The sequence below is a fragment of the Sphingomonas sp. SUN019 genome, from assembly GCF_024758705.1.
GTDB lineage: Bacteria > Pseudomonadota > Alphaproteobacteria > Sphingomonadales > Sphingomonadaceae > Sphingomonas.
In genome coordinates this window covers 1,792,985-1,812,632 of sequence record NZ_CP096971.1, presented here as the reverse complement: position 1 = coordinate 1,812,632, position 19,648 = coordinate 1,792,985, and the positions used below count along the sequence as shown (strand labels likewise).

Genomic DNA, 19,648 nt, shown 5'->3' with positions numbered 1-19,648 from the left:
TGTTTAGCTATCGGCAACAATCGCAGCCGCGACAATTCCCCGGTCGTGCAGCGCGCCGATCGCGCCCGAGCCGAGCCCCAGCACATCCGCCAGCACCGCGTCGCTATGTTCGCCCAGTCGCGGCGCGCGAACGGCGGTCTGGCGCGGCAGGCCCGGCAGCGTCGCCATCGCGCCGGGGGCGGGGTAGCGGCGGCCGCTGGGGTGGTCGATATCGGCGAAGATCGGGTTGTCGCCGACCAGCACGGGATCGTGCGCCGCCGCGCTCATCGGCTGATAACGCCCCCAACAGCAATGCCGCGCATCCAGCGCCGCGCCGAGTTCGCCTGCGTCTCGCACCGCGACCGCGCGTTCGACCAGCGGGTACAGCGCGTCGCGGTGTTCGAACCGCACGCCTTCGTCCCTGGCGAAGGTCACGCCCCGCGCCGCCTCGATATCTGCGACCGTCTCGCCGATGCCGAGCACCGCGACCAGCCCCGACCATTGCCGCGGGGTTATCGCCATGATCATCAGCCGTTCGCCGTCGCGCGTAAGGAAATCGCGCCCGAACGCGCCATATATCTCGTTGCCGAGGCGTTCGCGGTCCGCGCCCGTCTCCAGCACCTCGGCCAGCATCCCGAGATTGGCGACGGTCGCGATGCCAACATCGGAAAGCGGAATGCGCACTTCCTGCCCGCCGCCGGTCAGCCGCCGGTGCCGCTCGGCGGCGAGCAACGCGAAGGCGGCATAGGCCCCGGTCAGCAGATCCCATGCGGGCAGAACGTGGTTGACGGGCGTACGCCCGAGCGACGCCGGGCCGGTCAGTTGCGGATAACCGAGCGCGCAATTGACGGTGTAGTCCAGCGCGGGGCCGCCATCGGCTTGGCCCATGATGCGCACGGTGATCAGATCGGCTCGGCGCTTCGCCAGCGTTTCGTGCGACAGGAAGCCGTCGACCGGAAAGTTGGTCACGAACAGCCCGGCGTCGTCGCCGGGCGCGGTGGCGAGCGCGGCGAGCAGTTCTCGACCCTCCGGGTTCGCCAGATCGAGCGCGACCGATCGTTTGCCCTTGTTGAGCGCTTCCCAATACAGGCTCGCGCCCGCATCGGTCTTCGGCCAGCGACGATAGTCCGGGCCGCCGCCGATCTGGTCGACGCGGATCACGTCCGCGCCCATCTGCGACAGATACAGACCGGCGGTGGGCGAGGCGACGAACGACGACGCCTCGATGATGCGCAGCGGCGTGAGCAAGGGGTACATCAGCCGGTTTCCAACTCGGCGCGCAGGCAGACCGCGCCGTCGGCGTCCTCCGCCCACAATGTCGCGCCGCGATCGGTCGGGATGCCGCAGACCCGGAAAGCGCGCGGCGCGAGGATCGGGCGTTCGGCGCGGAAGGCGAAGGTACGGACGGTCGCGTGGGGGTTGTGGCGCACGAACAGGTCGACCAGCAATGTCGCCAGCAACGGTCCGTGGACGACGAGGTCGGCGTATCCCTCGACATTCCGCACGTAATCACGGTCGATGTGGATGCGGTGCGCGTTGAAGGTCAGCGCGCTGTAGCGGAACAGCAACGGCTCGGTCGGTTCGATCGTGCGCGTCCAGTCGGGTGTCGTCTCGGCGGGCTTCCCCGGCGGCAGGGATTGCACGACCCCCGGCGTGGGCGGCGCGCGGAACACGACATCCTGTTCCTCGGCGATGCATTCTGCGCCGCCCGACAGGATGCGGTGGTCGAAGGTTACGAACAGCAACGTACCGCTGCGCCCCTCCTTGCGCTCCATCCGCGTGACCGTGGTGCGGCGTTCGATCGCGGCATCGACCGGCAGCGGGTGGTGGAAGGTCAGGCGGCTGCCTGCCCACATTCGTCGCGGCAGGCCCACGGCGGGCGCGAAATCGCTGCGGTCGGGGTGGCCATCGGGGCCGATCGCCGATTGCGGCGCGTCCGGCAGGAAGGCGAGCCAGTGGCCGAGCGGCGGCAGCGTCGCCGCGGGCCACGGCGGGGTCGCGTGATCCAGCGTCGCGGCGAGCCGGGCGAGCGCCGAGCGGGTCACGCGGTCGTGAGCGATCGTAACCTCGCTCATGCGCCTTGCGCGCGCAGGCCTGCCGCGGCGATCCCGGCCAGCGCGCATTCCTCGTCACGGTCGGACGTGTCGCCGGTCATCCCGACCGCACCGATCGGGCGTCCTTCCGTATCGACCACGATCACGCCGCCTGCCGCGGGGATCACGCCGTGCGGGCTGATGGCCCCAAGTGAGGCGATGAAGCCCGGCCGTTCCGCTGCCATTGCGCCGATCGCGCGGCTCGACACGCCGAGCGCCAGCGCGCCTGCCGCCTTGCCGATCGCGATCTCCGGGCGCAGCGTCGACGCCCCGTCCTGCCGCCGGAATGCGATTAGATGCCCGCCCGCATCGAGCACCGCTACGCTCAACGGCTTCAGCCCGAGGTCGCGGCCCTTGTCGAAGGCGGCGGCGATGATCGTGTCGGCGTGGTCTAGCGTCATGGGTTGGTCCTTAAGGCGATGGGGTTTTTAGCTTATCCGCTCATCCTGAGGAGTGGCTGAGCTTGCCGAAGCCACGTCACGAAGGACGGTCCGTGGTGCGTCCTTCGTGACGCCATTTCGACAAGCTCAATGGCTCCTCAGGATGAGCGGGATTGGGTTATTCATCTGTCCAGCCCGGCCGGGGCGGGGCCGCCGGTAGCCCAGTCGAGCAGTTCGACGATGTGGACGACGGGCGTCGGTGCAAAACGCGCGATCTGCGTTGCGCAGCCGATATTGCCGGTGGCGATCGCGTCCGCGTCTAGGCGCGCGAGATGGTCGGCTTTGCGTTGGCCAAGCTGGTCGGCGATGACGGGTTGCAGGATGTTGTAGGTGCCGGCCGAGCCGCAGCACAGATGCGCCTCGATCGGCGTGCGCACGACGTAGCCTGCGGCGGCGAGCAGGCGTTTCGGGGCGTCGGTGACATTTTGCCCGTGCTGGAGCGAACAGGCGGCGTGCCAGGCGATCGCCAGCCCGCGCCCGTCACCGGGGGGCACGACGGTGGTCGCAAGGAACTCGCTCACGTCGCGCACCAGCGCCGATACGCGCGCGGCGCGGTCGGCGTAGGCGGGATCGTCGCGGAGCATGAAGCCGTAGTCCTTCAGCGTCGTGCCGCAGCCCGACGCGGTGACGACGATCGCATCGAGGCCGGCGTCGATCTCCGCGCTCCACGCGTCGACGTTGCGGCGGGCGGCGGCGAGGCTGGCGTCCTCCTTGCCAAGATGATGGACCAGCGCGCCGCAACATCCTTCGCCCTTCGCGAAGGCGACGTCATAACCGATACGCGTCAGCAGGCGGACCGTGGCTTCGCGGATTTCGGGGCGCAGGACGGGTTCGGCGCAGCCCTGCAGCAGGACGACGCGGCCTTTCGATCCGCTCGTCGATGGCGCTTCGATTGGCCGGCGTGCCGCGTGTGTCGGGACAAGCGCCAGCATGGCGCGCAAGGCGGGGACGCGCGCGATCAGCGGCGTCGCGGGTCGTGCGAGCCGCGCCAACGCCAGCGCCAGGCGGAAGCGGCCGGGGTAGGGGAGGACCGCGGCGAGCAGGCTGCGGATCAGCCGTTCGCGCCACGGGCGGCGATAGTTCGCCTCGATATAGGCGCGCGCGTGATCGACCAGATGCATATAGTTAACGCCCGACGGGCAGGTCGTCATGCACGACAGGCACGACAGGCAGCGGTCGATATGCTTGACGACCTCGGCGGTCGGCGCCCGCTCGTTCTCCAGCATCTCCTTCATCAGATAGATGCGCCCGCGCGGGGAATCGAGTTCGTCGCCGAGCAAGACATAGGTCGGGCAAGTCGCGGTGCAGAAGCCGCAATGGACGCATTTGCGGATGATCGCCTCGGACGCGGCCATCGCGGGATCGGCGAGCAGGGCGGGGGCGAAACCGGTCTGCATCAGAACCGTCCCGTCTCGAACACGCCCGCCGGATCGAACGCGCGGCGTACACGCGCCTCCAGCGCGGCGAGCCCGGCGGCGGCGGGATGGAACATCGGTACGCTGTTGCGGACGGCTTCGGGCGCGCGGACGAGCGTCGCGTGACCACCTGCGGCCTCCGCGGCGGCGCGGATCGCCGCCGGATCGCCGTCGCCGATCCACACCAGCCCGCCCGCCCAGTCGAACAGCCAAGCGGCGTCCAGCTTCTCGACCACGCGCCAGCCGTGGCTTGGCGGCACGTTGATGCGCCAGAGCGTGGCGTGTGTCGCGAGCGGACGGATCGTGCGGAGGTCGTCCCACAAGGCGTCGGCCGCCTCCTCATCCAGTGGGACGACCGGGCCATGATCGGCAAGCAGCGCGGTCAGTATCGTCGCGCGCGCCGCAACCGATGGGCCGAAGCCCTGAAGTCGCAGCGCCGTAACAGCGCTACCGTCGTTCGCGGCAGGAAGGTGCGCGGCGGCGGCGACATCGGCCTGGCTGCCCATCGCGCGCGCCATTGCCGCCACCGCGTCGCGCGGGCTCAGTCCCTCAATGGTCAGCGTGGTACGCACCTCGGGGCGCGGCAGCACCTTCAGCGTCAGTTCGGTCAGCCCGAACAGCCGCCCCCAGCTTCCCGCGGCGAGTTTCGGAAGGTCATAGCCAGTGACGTTCTTCACCACCTTCGCCCCAGCGACGAACACCTCGCCGCGACCCGACACCGCGCGAAAGCCGAGCAGATGGTCGCGCGCGGACCCCGCCGACACGCGCTGCGATCCCGCGACCCCTGCGGCGACCACGCCGCCGATCGTCGCCTGGCCCGGCGCTTGTCCGAACAACGGCGCATGATCGAACGGATCGAACGCCAGCATCTGCCGCTCGCCCGCGACCAGCGCCTGCACCTCGCTCAGCGGCGTGCCGGGGCGCAGCGTCAGCACCAGTTCTGCGGGATCGTAATCGACTACGCCGGACAGCCCGCCGAGATCGAGCGCTTGCGCCGCTACGGCCGCGCCCATCATCGCCTTGCTCCCGCCGCCGCGAATCGTCAGCTTCTCGCCCGCGCGCGCCGCGTCCGCGATCGCGTCGGCGACATCGGTCTCGCACGTCGGCAGGGGCAGCGTCGCCACGCTCAGAACCGCGGCAGATCGGGATGCGCCACCTGTCCGCGGTGGACGTGGACGCGGCCGAGTTCGGCGCAGCGGTGGAGTTGCGGGAACACCTTGCCCGGATTGAGCAGCAATTCGGGATCGAACGCCCATTTCACGCGCTGCTGCTGCTTCAGGTCGGTGTCGGTGAACATCACCGGCATCAGGTCGCGTTTCTCCACGCCCACGCCGTGTTCGCCGGTCAGCACGCCGCCGACCTCAACGCACAAACGTAAAATGTCGCTGCCGAACGCCTCCGCGCGGTCGAGCTGGCCCGGCTGGTTGGCGTCGTACAGGATCAACGGGTGGAGGTTGCCGTCGCCCGCGTGGAAGACGTTGGCGACGCCCAGGCCGTATTGCTCCGAGAGCACCGCCATCCGCTCGAGCACTTCGGGCAGGCGGCGGCGCGGGATCGTGCCGTCCATGCAATAATAATCGGGCGCGATCCGTCCGACCGCGGGGAATGCCGCCTTGCGCCCGGCCCAGAAGGCGATTCGTTCGTCCTCGTCCGCCGACGCACGGCACGACACCGCGCCGTTCGCCCGCGCGATCGCGTCGACCCGCTCCAGCAGATGATCGCATTCGGCCGCCGGACCGTCGAGTTCGACGATCAGCAACGCTTCCACGTCCAGCGGATAGCCGACCTGGACGAACGCCTCTGCGGCGTGGATCGCGGGGCGGTCCATCATCTCCATCCCCGCGGGGATGATGCCGCCTGCGATTACGTCCGCAACGCACTGCCCCGCGCCCTCGACGGTGGGGAAGCCGATCAGCAACGCCCGCGCGGTTTCGGGTTTGGGCAGGATGCGGACGGTGACCTCGGTGACGACCGCCAGCAGCCCTTCGGACCCGACGATCACCCCCAGCAGGTCGAGGCCCGCGGGATCGAGTTGCCGCCCGCCGATGCGGATCACCTGGCCGTCCATCAGCACGATCTCCGCGCCCAGCACGTTGTTCGTGGTCAGCCCGTATTTCAGGCAATGCACCCCGCCAGAATTCTCCGCGACGTTGCCGCCGATCGAACAGGCGATCTGGCTCGACGGATCGGGCGCGTAATAGAAGCCGCGATCTTCCACCGCGCGCGTGACGGAGAGGTTGGTTACGCCGGGCTGCACGACGGCGATCCGATCGTCATAGTCGATGTCCAGCACGCGGTTGAACTTCGACAGACCCAGCAGCACGCCATCGGCCAGCGGCAGCGCACCGCCCGACAGCGACGTGCCCGATCCGCGCGGCACCACCTTCACGCCCGCGGCATGGCACCAGGCGAGGATCGCGGAGACTTGCGCGGTGGTTTCGGGCAGCACGACGACCATCGGCGGCTGGCGATACGCGGTAAGTCCGTCCGATTCGTAAGGCCGCAACAGATCGGGATCGTCGATCACGCCCTCGCCCGGCACGATCGCGCGCAACGCCGCGACGATCTCCGCACGGCGCGCAAGCACCGCCGCATCGGGCGTGGGCATGGTCAGCGACATCTACGGACCTCTACGTTGCGCACCTTCGCTCGCACGCGGGGCGCGCGGCTGCAAGCGATCGGGTTGCGCGGACTTCTCCTGTGCCTAAGGAAGAGACGCTATCGGAGAAGCCGGAACATGACCGCCCGTCCGCGCCGCAGCGCGCTGTATATGCCGGCGTCGAACGCCAAAGCGATCGCCAAGGCGCGGACGTTGCCGTGCGACGTCGTGATCCTCGATCTGGAGGACGCGGTCGCGCCCGAGATGAAGGACGCAGCGCGGGCGCAGGCGCTGGCGGCGCTGGGCGAGGGCGGGTTTGGGGATCGGGAAGTCGTCGTGCGGGCGAATGCGCTGTCAACGCCGTGGGGCGCGGACGATCTGGCGGCGCTTGGCGGCACCGGGGCGGATGCGGTGCTGGCACCCAAGATCGACGGCGCGGGCGATATCGCGGCGTGCGTCACCGCGCTGGGCGGAACGACGCCGTTATGGGTGATGATCGAGACCGCGCGGTCGGTGCTGCGGCTGGAGGAGATCGCGTCCGCCCCCGGTGTCGCTGGCTTCGTGATGGGGACGAACGACCTTGCCAAGGAGATCGGGATGCGGCCGGGCGGCGACCGGCTGCCGTTCCTGGGCTTCATCGCGAACGCAGTCGCGGCGGCGCACGCTTATGGTCTGGTCGCGCTGGACGGCGTCTACAACGCGATCGACGATGCTGACGGGCTGGCCCGCGAATGCGCACAGGCGGTGACGTTCGGCTTCGATGGCAAAACGCTGATCCATCCGAGCCAGATCGACGCGTGCAATCGCGCGTTCAGCCCCGGCGCGGACGAGATCGCGTGGGCGAAAGCGGTCAAGGCGGCGTTCGACGATCCCGCCAACCGCGACAAGGGGGCGATCCGGCTGGACGGGCGGATGGTCGAGCGGCTGCACCTGGAGCAGGCGCTGCGCGTGTTGACGATGGCCCCGCCGGACTGACACGGGCGTGAATCGGTCCGCGGCAAATGCTTGGGCAAAACAGATCCGGTTGACGGATTGAAACGATCCGCCGACGCTGCGCGCTTTTCAGTCACGGATGAATGATGACGAACGCCGCCGCGATCATCGGGCCGCCATTGCTTCACGCACCTGTCGCCGCCGATCGCCGGGGCATGGCGTTGTACGGGCTGCTCGGCTTCGCCGCGGGGCTGCCGTTCTACATGTTCTCGACCGTGCTGGTGCTGCGGTTGCAGGCGCATGGCGTCGCCTTGACCATCCTGGGGTTCATCGCCTGGGTGCAGTTGCTGCCGACGCTGAAATTCGTCTGGGCGCCGCTGCTCGACCGCTACGACGTCCCCGGTTTCGCGCGTTTCTGGGGGCAGCGGCGCGGGTGGATCATGCTGGCGCAGATCGGCATCTTCACCGCGATGGTGGCGATGGCGCTGACGTCGAGCGACGCGAACCTGGCGGTCACCGCGCTGTTCGCGGTCCTGCTCGCGTTCTGGACCACCACGCTGGAAATCGCGGCGGACGCATGGCGGATCGAACTGTACCCGACACAGGATCAGCAGGGGCCGATCGTGACCGCGAACCTGTGGGGATATCGCAGCGCGATGGTCGCGGCGGGCAGCGGCGCGCTGATCGTCGCCGACAGCGGTGGATGGACGTTGGCTTATCTGCTGGTCGCAGTGGCGGCTTTCCTGCCGTTTCCCGTATTAGTGGCGATGCGCCCCGACGCGGCCGTCGGCGGACAGCGCGGGACGGCATTGGCGACCGGCCTGTTGGCGAGCGCCACTATCCTGATCGCGGTCGGCGCTGGTGCGGCGGCGGTCGGATGGGTCGCCCTCGCGCTGGCGAGCGGCGCGGGCATCGACGCGGGCAGCAACGTGACGCCCTGGGTGCTGGGCCTCTGCATGCTGCCGTTCGTCGCGATGGCCGCGGCGCTGCCACGGATCAGGCGCGCGTCGGCGGATTCCGCGATCCGCACCTCTCCGCTGATCGGTCCTTACGTGGATTTCTTCTGGCGTTACGGTTTCGCCGCGGTTCTGCTGATGGCGTTCGTGTCATTGTACCGGATGGGCGACGTACTGGCGCTCAACCTGTCTAAGCCGATGATCAAGGAACTTGGCTATTCGCTGACGCAGATCGGGCGGGCGGACGGCATGGTGGCCTTGATCGCCGGGATGGCAGGCGTCGGGTTGGGCGGGTTGCTGGTGACGCGCTGGCCGATGGCGTGGACGTTGACGATCGGGGCGGTGGTGGCCGCGATCGGCAATTTCGGCTTCGTCTGGCTCGCGCATCAACCCGTTGCCGAAGCGACGCTCTACCTCGCGACCGCGTGCGACCAGTTCGGCAACGGTTTCGCGGGCGCGGTGTTCGTCGTCTATCTCTCGATGCTGGTGAACCCGCGCTATCCCGGCGCGCAATACGCCTTTCTGACCGGGTTCGCGTTCTTGCTGCCGCGGATGCTGGCGGGAGCCGGCGGGGCGATGGTCGGTGTGATCGGTTATGACGGCTTCTTCGTGCTGTCGGGCATATTGAGCTTGGCGGCGATCGTGTTCGTGCCCACGCTGTCGCGGATCGTGCCGCGCACGGATGCGGCGTGATCGATCGCGTCGCCAACGCCGCCTTCGCGCCCGCCGCCGATCATGTCGCGCGCGGGCAGATCCCCGGCGCGGTTCTGGGCATCGTCACGGCGGACGGCGCGCGGGCGGTGCGCATGGCGGGCCATGCCCAGATTGTGCCGACGCACGAGCCGCTGACCGTTTCCCACTGGTTCGATCTGGCGTCGGTCAGCAAGGTCATCGCGACGACGATGTTCGTGTTGCGATTGGCGCACGAGGGCCGAATCGACCTCGACCGGCCGTTGACGGATGCGATACCGGACCTGCGCCAATATGACGTGGCGAACGCGCCGGAGCGGCGGCTGACGTTTCGCGATTGCCTGGCGCACCGCACCTTCCTGCCCGCGGTCGAGCCGATCTACACCTACGGCGACGATCCGGCGCGGTTGCGGGCGTTCGTGCTACAGCGCGCGTGGCAGCATGGGCCGCCGGTTTATTCGGACATCAATTTCATCCTGCTCGGGATCGTGGTGGAACGGCTGACGGGAGCGGGGCTGGATGCCTTGCCGCTGGGGGATGGGTTGAGCTGGGGACCGCCGCCTGGCCCTGCGGTCGCGACCGAATTCTGCCAATGGCGCGGTCGTGTGTTGAAGGGCGAGGTGCATGACGAGAATTGCGCCGCGATGGGCGGGCGCACCGGGCACGCCGGATTGTTCGGGACGGTCGCGGGGGTGCTGGACTTTGCGCAGGGGCTGCTCGATGCGCCGCCAGCGATGCTTGCCGACATCCGTAACCCGATCGAGGGGCATCGCACCGCGGGGTGGGAAATCCGGCACCCGGACTGGTCCGGCGGGCAGATGTGTTCGCCGTCGGCGATCGGGCATACCGGCTTCACCGGCACGGGGCTGTGGGTCGATTTCGATCGCGGCGTCGCCTGGACGCTCCTTACCAACCGGGTTCATCCGACGCGGCATTCCGACAGCGGAATCTTCGCGCTGCGACCGGCGACCGGCGACGCGCTGATCGCCGCGTTCGACCGGGGCTAGTTCGCCGCCGCCACGGCGAGCAACGCCTTGTCCACCGCCGCCGTGGCCGACGCGTCGCCGGGCATGTCGTTGGCCAGCGCCGAAAAGGCGAGCGTCCGGCCGCTGGCGGTGGTCAGGAAGCCCGACAGCGCGTTTGCCGCATTGACCGATCCCGTCTTGGCGAACACGTTGCCCTCGAGTGGCGTACCGCGGAAACGCCGCGCGAGCGTGCCGTCCACCCCGCCCACCGGCAGCGTCGCGCGCCACGCCATTCCCCAGGGCTGGGTCTGGGTCCAGCGCAGAAAGCGTACCGCCGCGCGCGGGGACAGGCGGTTGTAGTTCGACATGCCTGCGCCGTCGGCGAAGTCGTAGGCGCGCCGGTCCACGCCAGCCTGATCCAGCATTGTGCGGACAGCGGCTGATCCGTCGGCGACCGAACCTGTCCCCGTGATCGCCCCGACACGCCGCAGCAGGAGTTCGGCGTGGAGATTCTGGCTGACCTTGTTCGTGACGCGCAGGTCCTCGGCGAGCGGCGGCGGCGTCAGGCGCGCCAGCACCGGCGGTTCGGGTGGGCGCGGCGCTGGGGTCTTTCCGCGCACCGCCGGGTCGTCGAACGCGGACAGCGGGCGGTGACGCACGCTGACCTTGCCCGTCACGCGGACCCCAAGACCGCGCAGCATTGACGCGAGGCGCCACGCGGCGCGATGCGCGGAGTCGTCGATGCCGATCGTCAGTGTTTCGGGTGCGTGGCCGACGGGAATCTCCCCCGTCACGCGCACCACGTCGCTCGCCGGCATCCGCGCGATGTCGAGGTTCGCCTTCGTCCCGCCCGTCGTCACGCGGTTGTCGATCCGGTAGTAACCATCGCCGGTAACAGTCGGTACGACACCGGGCGCGACCGTGATCCGGATGACATTGTCGTCGATCGTCAGCGCGGAGATCGCGGTGCCGTAGCGCGTAGGGATGTTGTTCCAGCTCATGCCTTGCGGCCAGCGTTCGTCGGGGAACGCGCTGTCGTCACCGATCACGTCGCGCACCGTGCGCACGCGCCCCGACACCGCGCGCGCCAGTTCGGCCAGGCAATCGACGACGCAATCGGCGGCGCTCGACAGCCGCGCGTCGCCGTGGCCTGTGAGTACCACGTCGCGACGCTCCAGCCGCACCGTCGCGCCGCCGCCGCCGTCCGGCGCATCGGTATCGAGCATGGCGAAGGCCGCAGCGGTCGTGAACATCTTCGTGTTCGACGCGGGCACGAAGCGGTCGTCTGGGCGGATCGCGACGATCTCCCGGCCCTGGTCGTCGGCCACGACCAGCCCGATCCGCGTGCCGGGACCGGCGCTAGCCAATGCGTCCTGCACGGTGCGGTCTGCGGATGGTGCGGCCGCGACCAGGGCGGCGAGAAGCACGAGCATCACGGGGCCTCGATGATGTCGCTGAGCACGGCCAGGAATTCGCTCGCCAGCGCGCTGGGCGGGCGATCGAGCAGGTGCATGGCGTGCAGGTCGAAGGTCAACGGCGGCCGGAGCGAGCGCATCGCAAGGCCCTCGGTCATCGACGCCTCCGCGGTAAAGCTGTCGACGACGGTCAGTCCGACGCCCGCTCGGACCAATGCGGCGGCGATATAGAAGGTGCGCGCGGACGCGATCTCGTCGAGATTTAGCGACAGGCGTTCGAGTTCGGTGCTGAACAATTGTCCAATCGGGCCGCTGGCCGCCAGCGTGATGAACGGGTGGCCCGCAAGGCGCGACAGTTCGACGCGTGACGGCGCGTCGGGCATGTCCGTGTCACGATAGAGGACCACCAGTTCGCCTTCGCCGAGCCATATCTGCCCCAGCGGTGCGCCGCGCGGCACCTCCGCGGCGATCGCGATGTCGGTCTCGCGTTCGTACAGCTTGCGCAGCAGGTCATCGTGATGGACCGTCTGCAGGTCGAAACGCACCTGCGGATGTACCTGAAGGAAGCGCGCCACCGCCGCGGGCAGCGCGCTGAGCGCGAGGCTGGGGAGCGCGGAGATGCGCAAGGTCGTGCCCGCACCGGCGCGTAAATTGCGTCCCGCCTCGCGCAGCGCGCGGACGCGTTCCTGAATGTCCGCGACGTCTCCGAACAGGGCGTGCGCATCCTCGGTCGGGACGAGGCGGTTGTTCACGCGTTGAAACAGTTCGAAGCCCAGCATCGTCTCGGCATGGCGCAGCGTTTTCGACACCGACGGCTGCGAGATGTTGAGCGCGCGGGCCGCGGCGCTGACCGAACCGTTCACGTACACCGCGTGGAAAATCTCGATATGGCGCAGGTTCACGCGACCGCGCCCCCGCGGAATCGCGCTTCGTCCAGCCCGTCCTCGGAACGCGCCACCAATGTCGCCACCGTCAGATTCGCCGAGGCCGACGGCACGGTGCGCGTCATGTCCAGCAGGCGATCGAACGGCAGCACCAGCCCGACGACCAGTGCGGTCTGTTCGGCCGCGACCCCGACCGCGGACAGCATCGCCGCCAGCATGAACAACGAGGCCGAGGGGACGGGCGCGGTGCCGAACGCGGCCAGCGCGCCGGTCAGGAGCATGACGCCGAGCATCCATGCATCGGGGACGATGCCCAGCGCCTGCAGCGCGAACTGACCGAGCAGCCCGACGTACATCGCGGTCCCGTCCTTCCCGATGCTCGCACCCAGCGGCAGCACGGTGGAGGCGATCGGACGCGCGATCCCCAGATTGTCCTGCGCCACCCGCAACGCGACCGGCAACGTCGCCGACGATGATGCGGTCGAGAATGCGACCGCCAGCGCATCGACGATCCCGCGAAAGAAGCGCGCGACCGGCAGCCGCGCGACGAACCGGATCAGCCCGGCGTGCACCGTGATCTGCACCAAAGAGGCGAGCACAACGCATAGAGCGAGCCAGCCGACGTTGACGAACACCGCCATCCCGCCACTAGCCACGGCATTCGCGATCAGCGCCAGCACGCCGAACGGCGTCACCTCCATCACGATGCGGACGATCTGGAGCAGCACCGCGGCGGCGGACTGGAGCAGGGCGACGACGGGCTTGCCCGCTTCGCCGGACACGACGCTGCCGACGCCCAGCAGGATCGCGACGAAGATGATTGCGAGCATATCGCCCTTCGCCAGCGCCTCGACGATATTGGCGGGGACGATGCCGAGCAACTGGTCGGCGGACGACACGGGCGCGCCGAGCACATGCGGGGCGATACCGGCCAGCGCGATGCCCTCGCCGGGGCGGATCAGCAGCCCGAACCCCATGCCGATCGACACCGCGACCAGCGTCGTCAGCGCGAACAGCGCGACGGTGCGACCACCGATCGACCCCAGCCGCCGCGGGTCGCCGAGCGAGGCGATCCCGGCAGCGATGGTGACGAGCACGACGGGAACGACCAGCATCTTGATGAGCCGGACGAACAGATCGCCGACCAGCTTGATCGCCGCCGCCCCCTCCGGCCACAACAGCCCCAACAGAACACCGATCACCAGCCCGCCAACGACCCGCTTCCACAGCGGAATCGCCAACCAGGCGCGCAAGGGCTTCAACCCCAGAAACCGGGCGCTGGCGGGGACAGCATCCCGTCACGGTCAACAACCCCGCCCCCGCGATCCTCCGACAGCCACAATGGCCCGTCAAGATCGACGAAGTCGGCGGACCCCGCGAGCAGCAGCGCAGGCGCGATGCCGAGCGACGAACAGACCATGCACCCCACCATCAATCCGAACCCCTTGCGCCTAGCCGCATCGGCGAGGGCGAGGGCTTCGGTCAAGCCGCCGGTCTTGTCGAGCTTCACGTTCACGAACGCATAGCGCCCGGCGAGCAGATCGAGATCGGCCGCGGTGTGCAGCGATTCGTCGGCGCACAGCGGGACGCGCGACGCGATGTTACGCAATGCGCAGTCCGCATCGGCTGGAAGCGGTTGTTCGAGCAGGTCGACGCGGTGCGCCACCAGGAAATCCTGCAATCGCACCACATCGTTGATTCCCCAGCCCTCGTTGGGATCGACGATCAGCCGCGGATCGGGCGCGGCGGCGCGGACCGCGGCGATCTGCGCCTCGGCATGATCGCGGTCGACCTTGATCTTCAGCAAGGGCACGCGGGCGACGCGCGCGGCGGCGGCGGCCATCGCATCGGGCGAGTCGATGCCGATCGTGATCGCGGACGGCACGGGGACCGCTTCGGCGATCCCGGCGAGCGCCGCGACACTGGTATTGCCGAGCCGCGCCTCCAGATCCCACAACGCATTGTCGACCGCGTTGCGCGCTGCGCCGGGCGGCATGAACTGCGCGACGACCTCGCGCGATGCCCCCGCCTCGACCAGCGGCGTGATTGCGGCGATAGCGGCCAGCGCGCTGTCGATCGTCTCGTCATAGCGCGCATAGGGTACGCCCTCGCCGCGACCTGCCATGTCGCCCTGCCGGATCGTGACGGTCACCACATCTGCGGCGGTCTTGACCCCGCGCGAAATGCGGAACGGCGCGTTCAGGCCGAAGCGGTCATGGCGGGCGTCGAGATGTCGAAGCATGTCTGCATCCAGTCGATGATCGGATCGGCCCCGAAGCGATAGGGGTCGGTGCACGGCAGGCCGAGCGTGTCGCCGGTGTCGGCGCACAGGCGGCGCGCTTCCGCCTCGCCCAGCTTCACCGTGTTGAGCGCGATGCCGACCGCCTGCACGTCGGGACTGGTCAGCCGCGCGACCGACAGGTTCGCGGCCAGGCAGGCCGCAAGGTCGGGCAGTTGGTAATGCGGCAACCCGCGCATGTGCGCACGTAATGGATCGTGGCACAGCACCAGCGCCTTCGGCTGCGCGCCGTGCAGCAGGCCGGTGGACACGCCCGCGAAGGAGGGGTGGAACAACGAACCCTGGCCCTCGATCAGATCCCAGCCGTCGTCGTCACGCGCCGGGGTGATCGCCTCGATCGCGCCAGAGATGAAGTCCGCCACGACCGCGTCGAGCGGCACGCCGTCGCCCGCGATCAGAATGCCGGTCTGCCCCGTCGCGCGGAAATCAGCGGCGATGCGACGGCGGCGCATCGCGTCCTGCAGCGCGAGCGTCGCGTACATCTTGCCGACAGAACAATCGGTGCCGATAGTCAGCAGGCGATTGCCTGCGCGGCGCTTGCCATTGCCGACGGGCAGATGCGCGGGCGGATCGCGTACGTCGAACAGGGTGACGCCCAGCCCGGCCGCGGCCTCCACCAACGCTGGTACGTCGCGCAGCCGTTGGTGCAGTCCCGACGCGACGTTCATTCCCGCAGCGATCGCGATCAGCGCGTCTTCGATCAGCGCGGCCTCCATCTGCCCGCCGGCATTGGCGATGCCCAGCACCAAGGTCCGCGCGCCTGCTGCGCACGCCTCCGCCACGCCCATCCGCGGCAGGCCGAGCGTCAGCGGGCTATCGTCATGCCGCCATTCGCCGACGCAGTCGTCCCGGCGGAAGGTGGCGAGCCCGCGTGAGGTCTTGATGCCGACCTCGTCGTCCGAATGACCGAGGTAGAGGAGGAAGGGGCCGGGGATCATCGCATACCTGCATCGAAGGGAGGGTTAGGCATAAGACGTGGGGGCAGGCGGCGGCCAATCGCGCGCGCGGCGCGCGCCATAACCACCGGCTATGATGCGGGGCAGCCAGCCGGTTTCGGCCGCAGCAACACGCGCCCGGGAGCGGCACCGGTGGTCGCGCCGTCTGCCAGTGCGAGCGTCCCGTTCACGAACAGCGCCTTGACGCCGACGGTTGGCACGCGGGGGCGGACGTAATCGGCGAGCGGCGCGTAGCGGATGGGGTCGAACACCACGACATCGGCAAAATATCCCGCGCGCAGGTAACCTCGCCGGTCGAGCCGGTACATGTCCGCGGTCGCCCCGGTCGAGCGGCGGATGAAGTCGCGTATCGCGATCACCTTCCGATCGCGGACGTAGACCTGATATTTGCGCGGGAAGGTGGCGTATTGGCGCGGATGGCCGTCCGATCCGTCCGAACTGGTGACGACCCACGGCTGCTTCATCAGCAGGTCGACATCGCGGTCCGCCATGTTGAAGCTGGCGATGCCGACACCCGCCGGACCTTTGCCGTCGCTGGCGGGAACGCGCAGGATGCGGATCGCGGCGTCGACGGGATCGAGTTTCCATGCCGTCGCCATCTCGCCGAGCGTCCGGCCGGTCCAGGGCTGGTCCTCGCTGGTCAGCAGGATCGATTCCTTGCCGCCGCGACGGCGCAGATTCTCGGCCATTTCGCGCCTGATCTTCACAAGCGTCGCGGGGTCGTCGAATCGCGCGATCAGTTTTGCGTAACCGCCATCGTTCGCCCAGCGCGGGACCAGCGCGGCGTCGACGCTCGATCCTGAAGCAAGCCACGGATATTGATCGGCGGTGACGTCCTGCCCGGCGGCGCGCGCGGCCGCGATCGTGGCGATCAGTTGCGGCGCCTGGCCCTGCAGGTCGACGCCCAGCGCCTTCAGATGCGCGAAATGGACCGGCATCTTCGCCTGCCGGCCGATCTCGATCGCTTCCTTCGTGCTGGCGATCAGCCCGATCGTATAGTTGGATTCGTCGCGCTGGTGCGTGTCGTACATCCCGCCGCGGCTGCCCGCCTCGCGCGCGACCGCGATCACCTCGTCAGTTTTCGCGAAGCTCTGCGGCGCATAGAACAGCCCGGTCGACAGTCCGTACGCGCCCTCGCACATCGCCTTTGCGGCCAGCGCCTTTTCCTGCGCCAGTTCGGATGGGATCGGCGCACGATCGTCCTGCCCCAGGACGCGCGCGCGGATCGCGCCGAAGCCGACGAACGGGATCAGATTGGTGCCGATTCCCGACGCGGTCAGTTTGCGCGCGTCGTCGGCGACGTCGGGCGTGCCGCCGCCGTCGACGCCTGTCACGATCGTCGACACGCCCTGCGCCAGCCACGGCAGGTTCAGCCGCTGTTTCGCGTCGGCGCTGCGGATGTAGGTGTCGGGGTGAGTGTGCGAGTCGATGAAGCCGGGGGCGACGATCTGCCCCTTCGCGTCGACGATGCGCGCGGCGGCGGTGCGGCGGGTCGGTCCGACATAGACGATGCGGTCGCCCGATATCTCGACGTCGCCGACGATCGGCGCGGCATCCGCGCCGGTGTAGATCGTGCCGCCGCGGATGACGACATCGGCGCGGGGGGCGGCGACCACGGGACCGGCGAGCGCGACGACCAAGGCGACGAGGGCGAGACGGTTCATCGGATTGCCTTTGGTTGCAGCGTCTTGCGACCGGCGACCTGCGCATCGACCGCCGCGCGGCTGAACAGCATCGGCTGCATCCGCCCGGCGATCCACGGCGCATATTGGTCGCGGTAGTGCGGCGAACGCGGGTCGTTCGACTGGCCGGGCAGGTTCAGCATCAGCGAATTGTCCCACGCGCCGACGTCGATGACCTGCACGTAGCTCGCGCCGCCGCCGGTGCGCCAGCCGGGGCCGCTGCCCAGCCAGCGCGCCATGACGGTGTAGGAATCGCCGCCCGACCCCTCGCCCTCGATTGGGGGAAAGGCGGCAGCGATCGCTGGGACGCGTGCCAGGGGATGCGCGATGCGGACCTGATGCAGCGTCGCCCAGCGCCATCTCGCGGGATCGGGACCGAGCAGGTCGCGTGCGGATGTCCAGGCGGAGGCCAGCGCCGCGTCGACCATCGCGTCGCGCGCCGCCACCGGATTGGCGCCCAGCCGCGCGTCGGGATGCGCGAGCAGGCCGAGCAGCACCGACGGCGCGATTTCGGTCACGAGGGTCTTGGCGCGCTCGGGCACGATCGTGGCGAGCATTTTTTTGCTCAGGTCGCGCCAGAGGATTTCGAACAGCGCGGCGGGTGCGCTGTTGCCGTCGATCCGTCCGTCCCATCGCCGCAACATGTCGCCCGCAGCCGAGAGGCGCGTCGGCAGCAGCGCGATCAGTTGGCGGGCGGGCGTGGACAATGTGTCGTGCTGCAGCGTGACGCTGTCGGCCAAACTGTGCTTGTCCTGCGCCTCCAGCACGTCGACGATCCGGTCGTAGCGGTACGGATCGCGAAACGAGAAGGCGGGAATGCGGTCGCGCGGCCAGTTGGCGGGCAGATTGTCCTGATTGGCCGACGCGAACCAGCCCTTGGTCGGATTGTAGCTGTTCGGCAGCGACGTGAAATCGCGCATCCCGGTCCAGTCGTAGCGGCCGTCGCCGGGGACGGGGAGCAGCCCGTCGCCGGTCTTTCGCACCGGCGCAAAGCCGATCACCTGCCAGCCGGTGTTGCCGTCGACATCGGCATAATGGAAATTGGTCGGCGACGGGTGGAGCCGGAAGGCTTTCCGCAAGGACGCCCAGTCCTTCGCCAGGTTGATGGCGATCATCGCGAACGCCCCCGCGCCGCCGGGCTGCATCGCGATCGAGGCCAAAGCAGTCGCACGACGGCGCGCGGGATCGTGCGAGATGACCGGGCCGTGGACGCTGTAGCGCAACGTGACCCTCTGCGGCGCGGCGTCCTTGACCGCGATCGTCGCTTCGACGCGCCTGAACCGTTTCCACCCGCCGTCGTGGCGGTAGCGTTCCGGGTCGGCCGGATGCAGGTCGAGGACGAACAGATCCTGCTGGTCGATATGGAAATTGGTGCGCCCGAACGCGAAACGGTCGGTGTGGCCCTGCATGATGCCGGGCAGGCCGGGCGCGCCGCCGCCGATCACGTCCAGCCCCGGCGCGGACAGATGCGCGACATGACGCGGGCCGAACCCGCCGATGCCGAGATGCGGATCGTTGGCGAGGATTGCGCGTCCAGTTGCGGTGCGCGACGGCGCGACGGTCCACGCGTTGCTGCCCGCGTTGGCACGCTCGACCAGCGTTTCCGCGGCGTCGAGCGTCGGGGTGTCGGGGCCGAACGGCAGACGGCCCAGCCGCATGACGCCGAGGTCCGCGTCGGATACCGCCGCCGCATCGAGCCCCGTGGGGACGGTCATCGTCCATGCGGGCCTGAGCGGCGCGACGATCGCGTCGAGATCGAGCAGGCCCAACGCGGCGAGCTGCGCCCGGCGCACCTCGTCGTCGGCATTGCCGATCGCGCCGCCGCGCGCGAGGACGTAGTCGCGCACGTCCCATCTCAGCGGCGCGATGCCCAGGATCGAATATTCCAGCGGCAGAAGACTGGCGTCGGCGGCGATTTCGTCGATCCGGCGGTTCATCCCGGCGACATAGGCGCGCGCGCAGGCCAGTACATCGGCGGGCACGCGGCGCAGTTCGGCGTCCAGATCGCCGCGATAGTGGAACAGCCGCGCGACCGCATCGTACTTCGCGAAATCCGCCCCGAACGCCTCCGCCATCCGGCCGAGCTCGCGGCGGTGCGACAGGTCGATTTGAAACATCCGGTCGCGCGCGACGACGTACCCCTGCCCGAAGAAGGCGTCGGGAATCGAGGCGGCGCGGATGTGCGGCACGCCATACGAGTCGTTGACGATCTCTACCGGTTCAGAAGGAAATTCTGCGGTTGGGTGGGGCTTCCGTGCGAACGCGGCGAAGCTTGGCACCAACGTCAGGGTCGCGGCCGACCCGTGCAGGAAAGATCGGCGGTCGATCATCGGCTGACTTTC

Annotated in this window: 16 protein-coding genes; 3 read left to right on the top strand and 13 right to left on the bottom strand. The window is 69.1% G+C overall.

Annotated features, from left to right (window positions below; all coding sequences use genetic code 11):
- Positions 1-3: 3 nt before the first annotated feature.
- The 6 genes from M0208_RS08750 to M0208_RS08725 form a co-directional block, all read right to left on the bottom strand.
- Complete coding sequence (locus M0208_RS08750; RefSeq protein ID WP_258891323.1) at positions 4-1,236, bottom strand: CoA transferase; 1,233 nt, start codon at positions 1,234-1,236, stop codon at positions 4-6.
- On the bottom strand, positions 1,236-2,054 hold the full coding sequence (locus M0208_RS08745; RefSeq protein WP_258891322.1) for a MaoC family dehydratase N-terminal domain-containing protein: 819 nt from the start codon (positions 2,052-2,054) through the stop codon (positions 1,236-1,238). The genes M0208_RS08750 and M0208_RS08745 overlap by 1 nt, the downstream gene beginning before the upstream one ends.
- Complete coding sequence (locus tag M0208_RS08740; protein ID WP_258891321.1) at positions 2,051-2,473, bottom strand: heme-binding protein; 423 nt, start codon at positions 2,471-2,473, stop codon at positions 2,051-2,053. Before M0208_RS08740 ends, M0208_RS08745 begins: the two co-directional genes overlap by 4 nt.
- 161 nt (positions 2,474-2,634) lie before the next feature.
- Positions 2,635-3,909 carry a glycolate oxidase subunit GlcF gene (glcF, locus tag M0208_RS08735; RefSeq protein WP_258891320.1) on the bottom strand — a complete coding sequence of 425 codons (1,275 nt, stop codon included), beginning with the start codon at positions 3,907-3,909 and terminating at the stop codon, positions 2,635-2,637.
- Positions 3,909-5,051 carry a glycolate oxidase subunit GlcE gene (gene glcE, locus M0208_RS08730; RefSeq protein ID WP_258891319.1) on the bottom strand — a complete coding sequence of 381 codons (1,143 nt, stop codon included), beginning with the start codon at positions 5,049-5,051 and terminating at the stop codon, positions 3,909-3,911. Before glcE ends, glcF begins: the two co-directional genes overlap by 1 nt.
- A 2-nt stretch (positions 5,052-5,053) precedes the next feature.
- Positions 5,054-6,547 carry an FAD-linked oxidase C-terminal domain-containing protein gene (locus M0208_RS08725; protein WP_258891318.1) on the bottom strand — a complete coding sequence of 498 codons (1,494 nt, stop codon included), beginning with the start codon at positions 6,545-6,547 and terminating at the stop codon, positions 5,054-5,056.
- A gap of 117 nt (positions 6,548-6,664) precedes the next feature.
- Between M0208_RS08725 and M0208_RS08720 the strand changes: the two genes are divergently transcribed.
- The 3 genes from M0208_RS08720 to M0208_RS08710 all read left to right on the top strand — a co-directional run bounded on the left by M0208_RS08720 (position 6,665) and on the right by M0208_RS08710 (position 10,112).
- Positions 6,665-7,501, top strand: coding sequence for a CoA ester lyase (locus M0208_RS08720; RefSeq protein WP_258891317.1), 837 nt, complete (start codon positions 6,665-6,667; stop codon positions 7,499-7,501).
- 104 nt (positions 7,502-7,605) lie between these two features.
- Complete coding sequence (locus M0208_RS08715; RefSeq protein ID WP_258891316.1) at positions 7,606-9,108, top strand: permease; 1,503 nt, start codon at positions 7,606-7,608, stop codon at positions 9,106-9,108.
- Complete coding sequence (locus M0208_RS08710) at positions 9,105-10,112, top strand: serine hydrolase (protein ID WP_258891315.1); 1,008 nt, start codon at positions 9,105-9,107, stop codon at positions 10,110-10,112. Before M0208_RS08715 ends, M0208_RS08710 begins: the two co-directional genes overlap by 4 nt.
- Here the strand turns inward: M0208_RS08710 and dacB are convergent.
- The 7 genes from dacB to M0208_RS08675 all read right to left on the bottom strand — a co-directional run bounded on the left by dacB (position 10,109) and on the right by M0208_RS08675 (position 19,636).
- Complete coding sequence (gene dacB, locus M0208_RS08705; RefSeq protein ID WP_258893205.1) at positions 10,109-11,503, bottom strand: D-alanyl-D-alanine carboxypeptidase/D-alanyl-D-alanine-endopeptidase; 1,395 nt, start codon at positions 11,501-11,503, stop codon at positions 10,109-10,111. The genes M0208_RS08710 and dacB overlap by 4 nt on opposite strands.
- Positions 11,503-12,387: a LysR family transcriptional regulator gene (locus tag M0208_RS08700; RefSeq protein WP_258891314.1), complete on the bottom strand. Its 885-nt coding sequence runs from the start codon at positions 12,385-12,387 to the stop codon at positions 11,503-11,505. The genes dacB and M0208_RS08700 overlap by 1 nt, the downstream gene beginning before the upstream one ends.
- Positions 12,384-13,610 carry a dicarboxylate/amino acid:cation symporter gene (locus M0208_RS08695; protein ID WP_408988085.1) on the bottom strand — a complete coding sequence of 409 codons (1,227 nt, stop codon included), beginning with the start codon at positions 13,608-13,610 and terminating at the stop codon, positions 12,384-12,386. Before M0208_RS08695 ends, M0208_RS08700 begins: the two co-directional genes overlap by 4 nt.
- A gap of 17 nt (positions 13,611-13,627) precedes the next feature.
- On the bottom strand, positions 13,628-14,611 hold the full coding sequence (gene dgcA / locus M0208_RS08690) for an N-acetyl-D-Glu racemase DgcA (RefSeq protein ID WP_258891312.1): 984 nt from the start codon (positions 14,609-14,611) through the stop codon (positions 13,628-13,630).
- Entirely contained in the window at positions 14,569-15,606 is a 1,038-nt protein-coding gene (gene dgcN, locus M0208_RS08685) for an N-acetyltransferase DgcN (RefSeq protein ID WP_258891311.1), read from the bottom strand. The genes dgcA and dgcN overlap by 43 nt, the downstream gene beginning before the upstream one ends.
- Positions 15,607-15,695: 89 nt before the next feature.
- Positions 15,696-17,288, bottom strand: coding sequence for an amidohydrolase family protein (locus M0208_RS08680; RefSeq protein WP_258891310.1), 1,593 nt, complete (start codon positions 17,286-17,288; stop codon positions 15,696-15,698).
- Positions 17,285-19,636 (bottom strand): penicillin acylase family protein, encoded by a 2,352-nt coding sequence (locus M0208_RS08675; protein WP_258891309.1) that lies wholly within the window; start codon positions 19,634-19,636, stop codon positions 17,285-17,287. The genes M0208_RS08680 and M0208_RS08675 overlap by 4 nt, the downstream gene beginning before the upstream one ends.
- Positions 19,637-19,648: the final 12 nt, after the last annotated feature.

Excerpts from the sequence above, each read along its gene's own strand:
- dgcN (WP_258891311.1), bottom strand. The coding sequence starts at position 15,606 with ATGATCCCCGGCCCCTTCCTCCTCTACCTCGGTCATTCGGACGACGAG.
- glcF (WP_258891320.1), bottom strand. The coding sequence starts at position 3,909 with ATGCAGACCGGTTTCGCCCCCGCCCTGCTCGCCGATCCCGCGATGGCC.
- M0208_RS08725 (WP_258891318.1), bottom strand. The coding sequence starts at position 6,547 with ATGTCGCTGACCATGCCCACGCCCGATGCGGCGGTGCTTGCGCGCCGT.
- M0208_RS08720 (WP_258891317.1), top strand. The coding sequence starts at position 6,665 with ATGACCGCCCGTCCGCGCCGCAGCGCGCTGTATATGCCGGCGTCGAAC.
- M0208_RS08740 (WP_258891321.1), bottom strand. The coding sequence starts at position 2,473 with ATGACGCTAGACCACGCCGACACGATCATCGCCGCCGCCTTCGACAAG.
- M0208_RS08680 (WP_258891310.1), bottom strand. The coding sequence starts at position 17,288 with ATGAACCGTCTCGCCCTCGTCGCCTTGGTCGTCGCGCTCGCCGGTCCC.
- dacB (WP_258893205.1), bottom strand. The coding sequence starts at position 11,503 with ATGCTCGTGCTTCTCGCCGCCCTGGTCGCGGCCGCACCATCCGCAGAC.
- M0208_RS08715 (WP_258891316.1), top strand. The coding sequence starts at position 7,606 with ATGACGAACGCCGCCGCGATCATCGGGCCGCCATTGCTTCACGCACCT.
- M0208_RS08750 (WP_258891323.1), bottom strand. The coding sequence starts at position 1,236 with ATGTACCCCTTGCTCACGCCGCTGCGCATCATCGAGGCGTCGTCGTTC.
- M0208_RS08745 (WP_258891322.1), bottom strand. The coding sequence starts at position 2,054 with ATGAGCGAGGTTACGATCGCTCACGACCGCGTGACCCGCTCGGCGCTC.
- M0208_RS08675 (WP_258891309.1), bottom strand. The coding sequence starts at position 19,636 with ATGATCGACCGCCGATCTTTCCTGCACGGGTCGGCCGCGACCCTGACG.
- dgcA (WP_258891312.1), bottom strand. The coding sequence starts at position 14,611 with ATGCTTCGACATCTCGACGCCCGCCATGACCGCTTCGGCCTGAACGCG.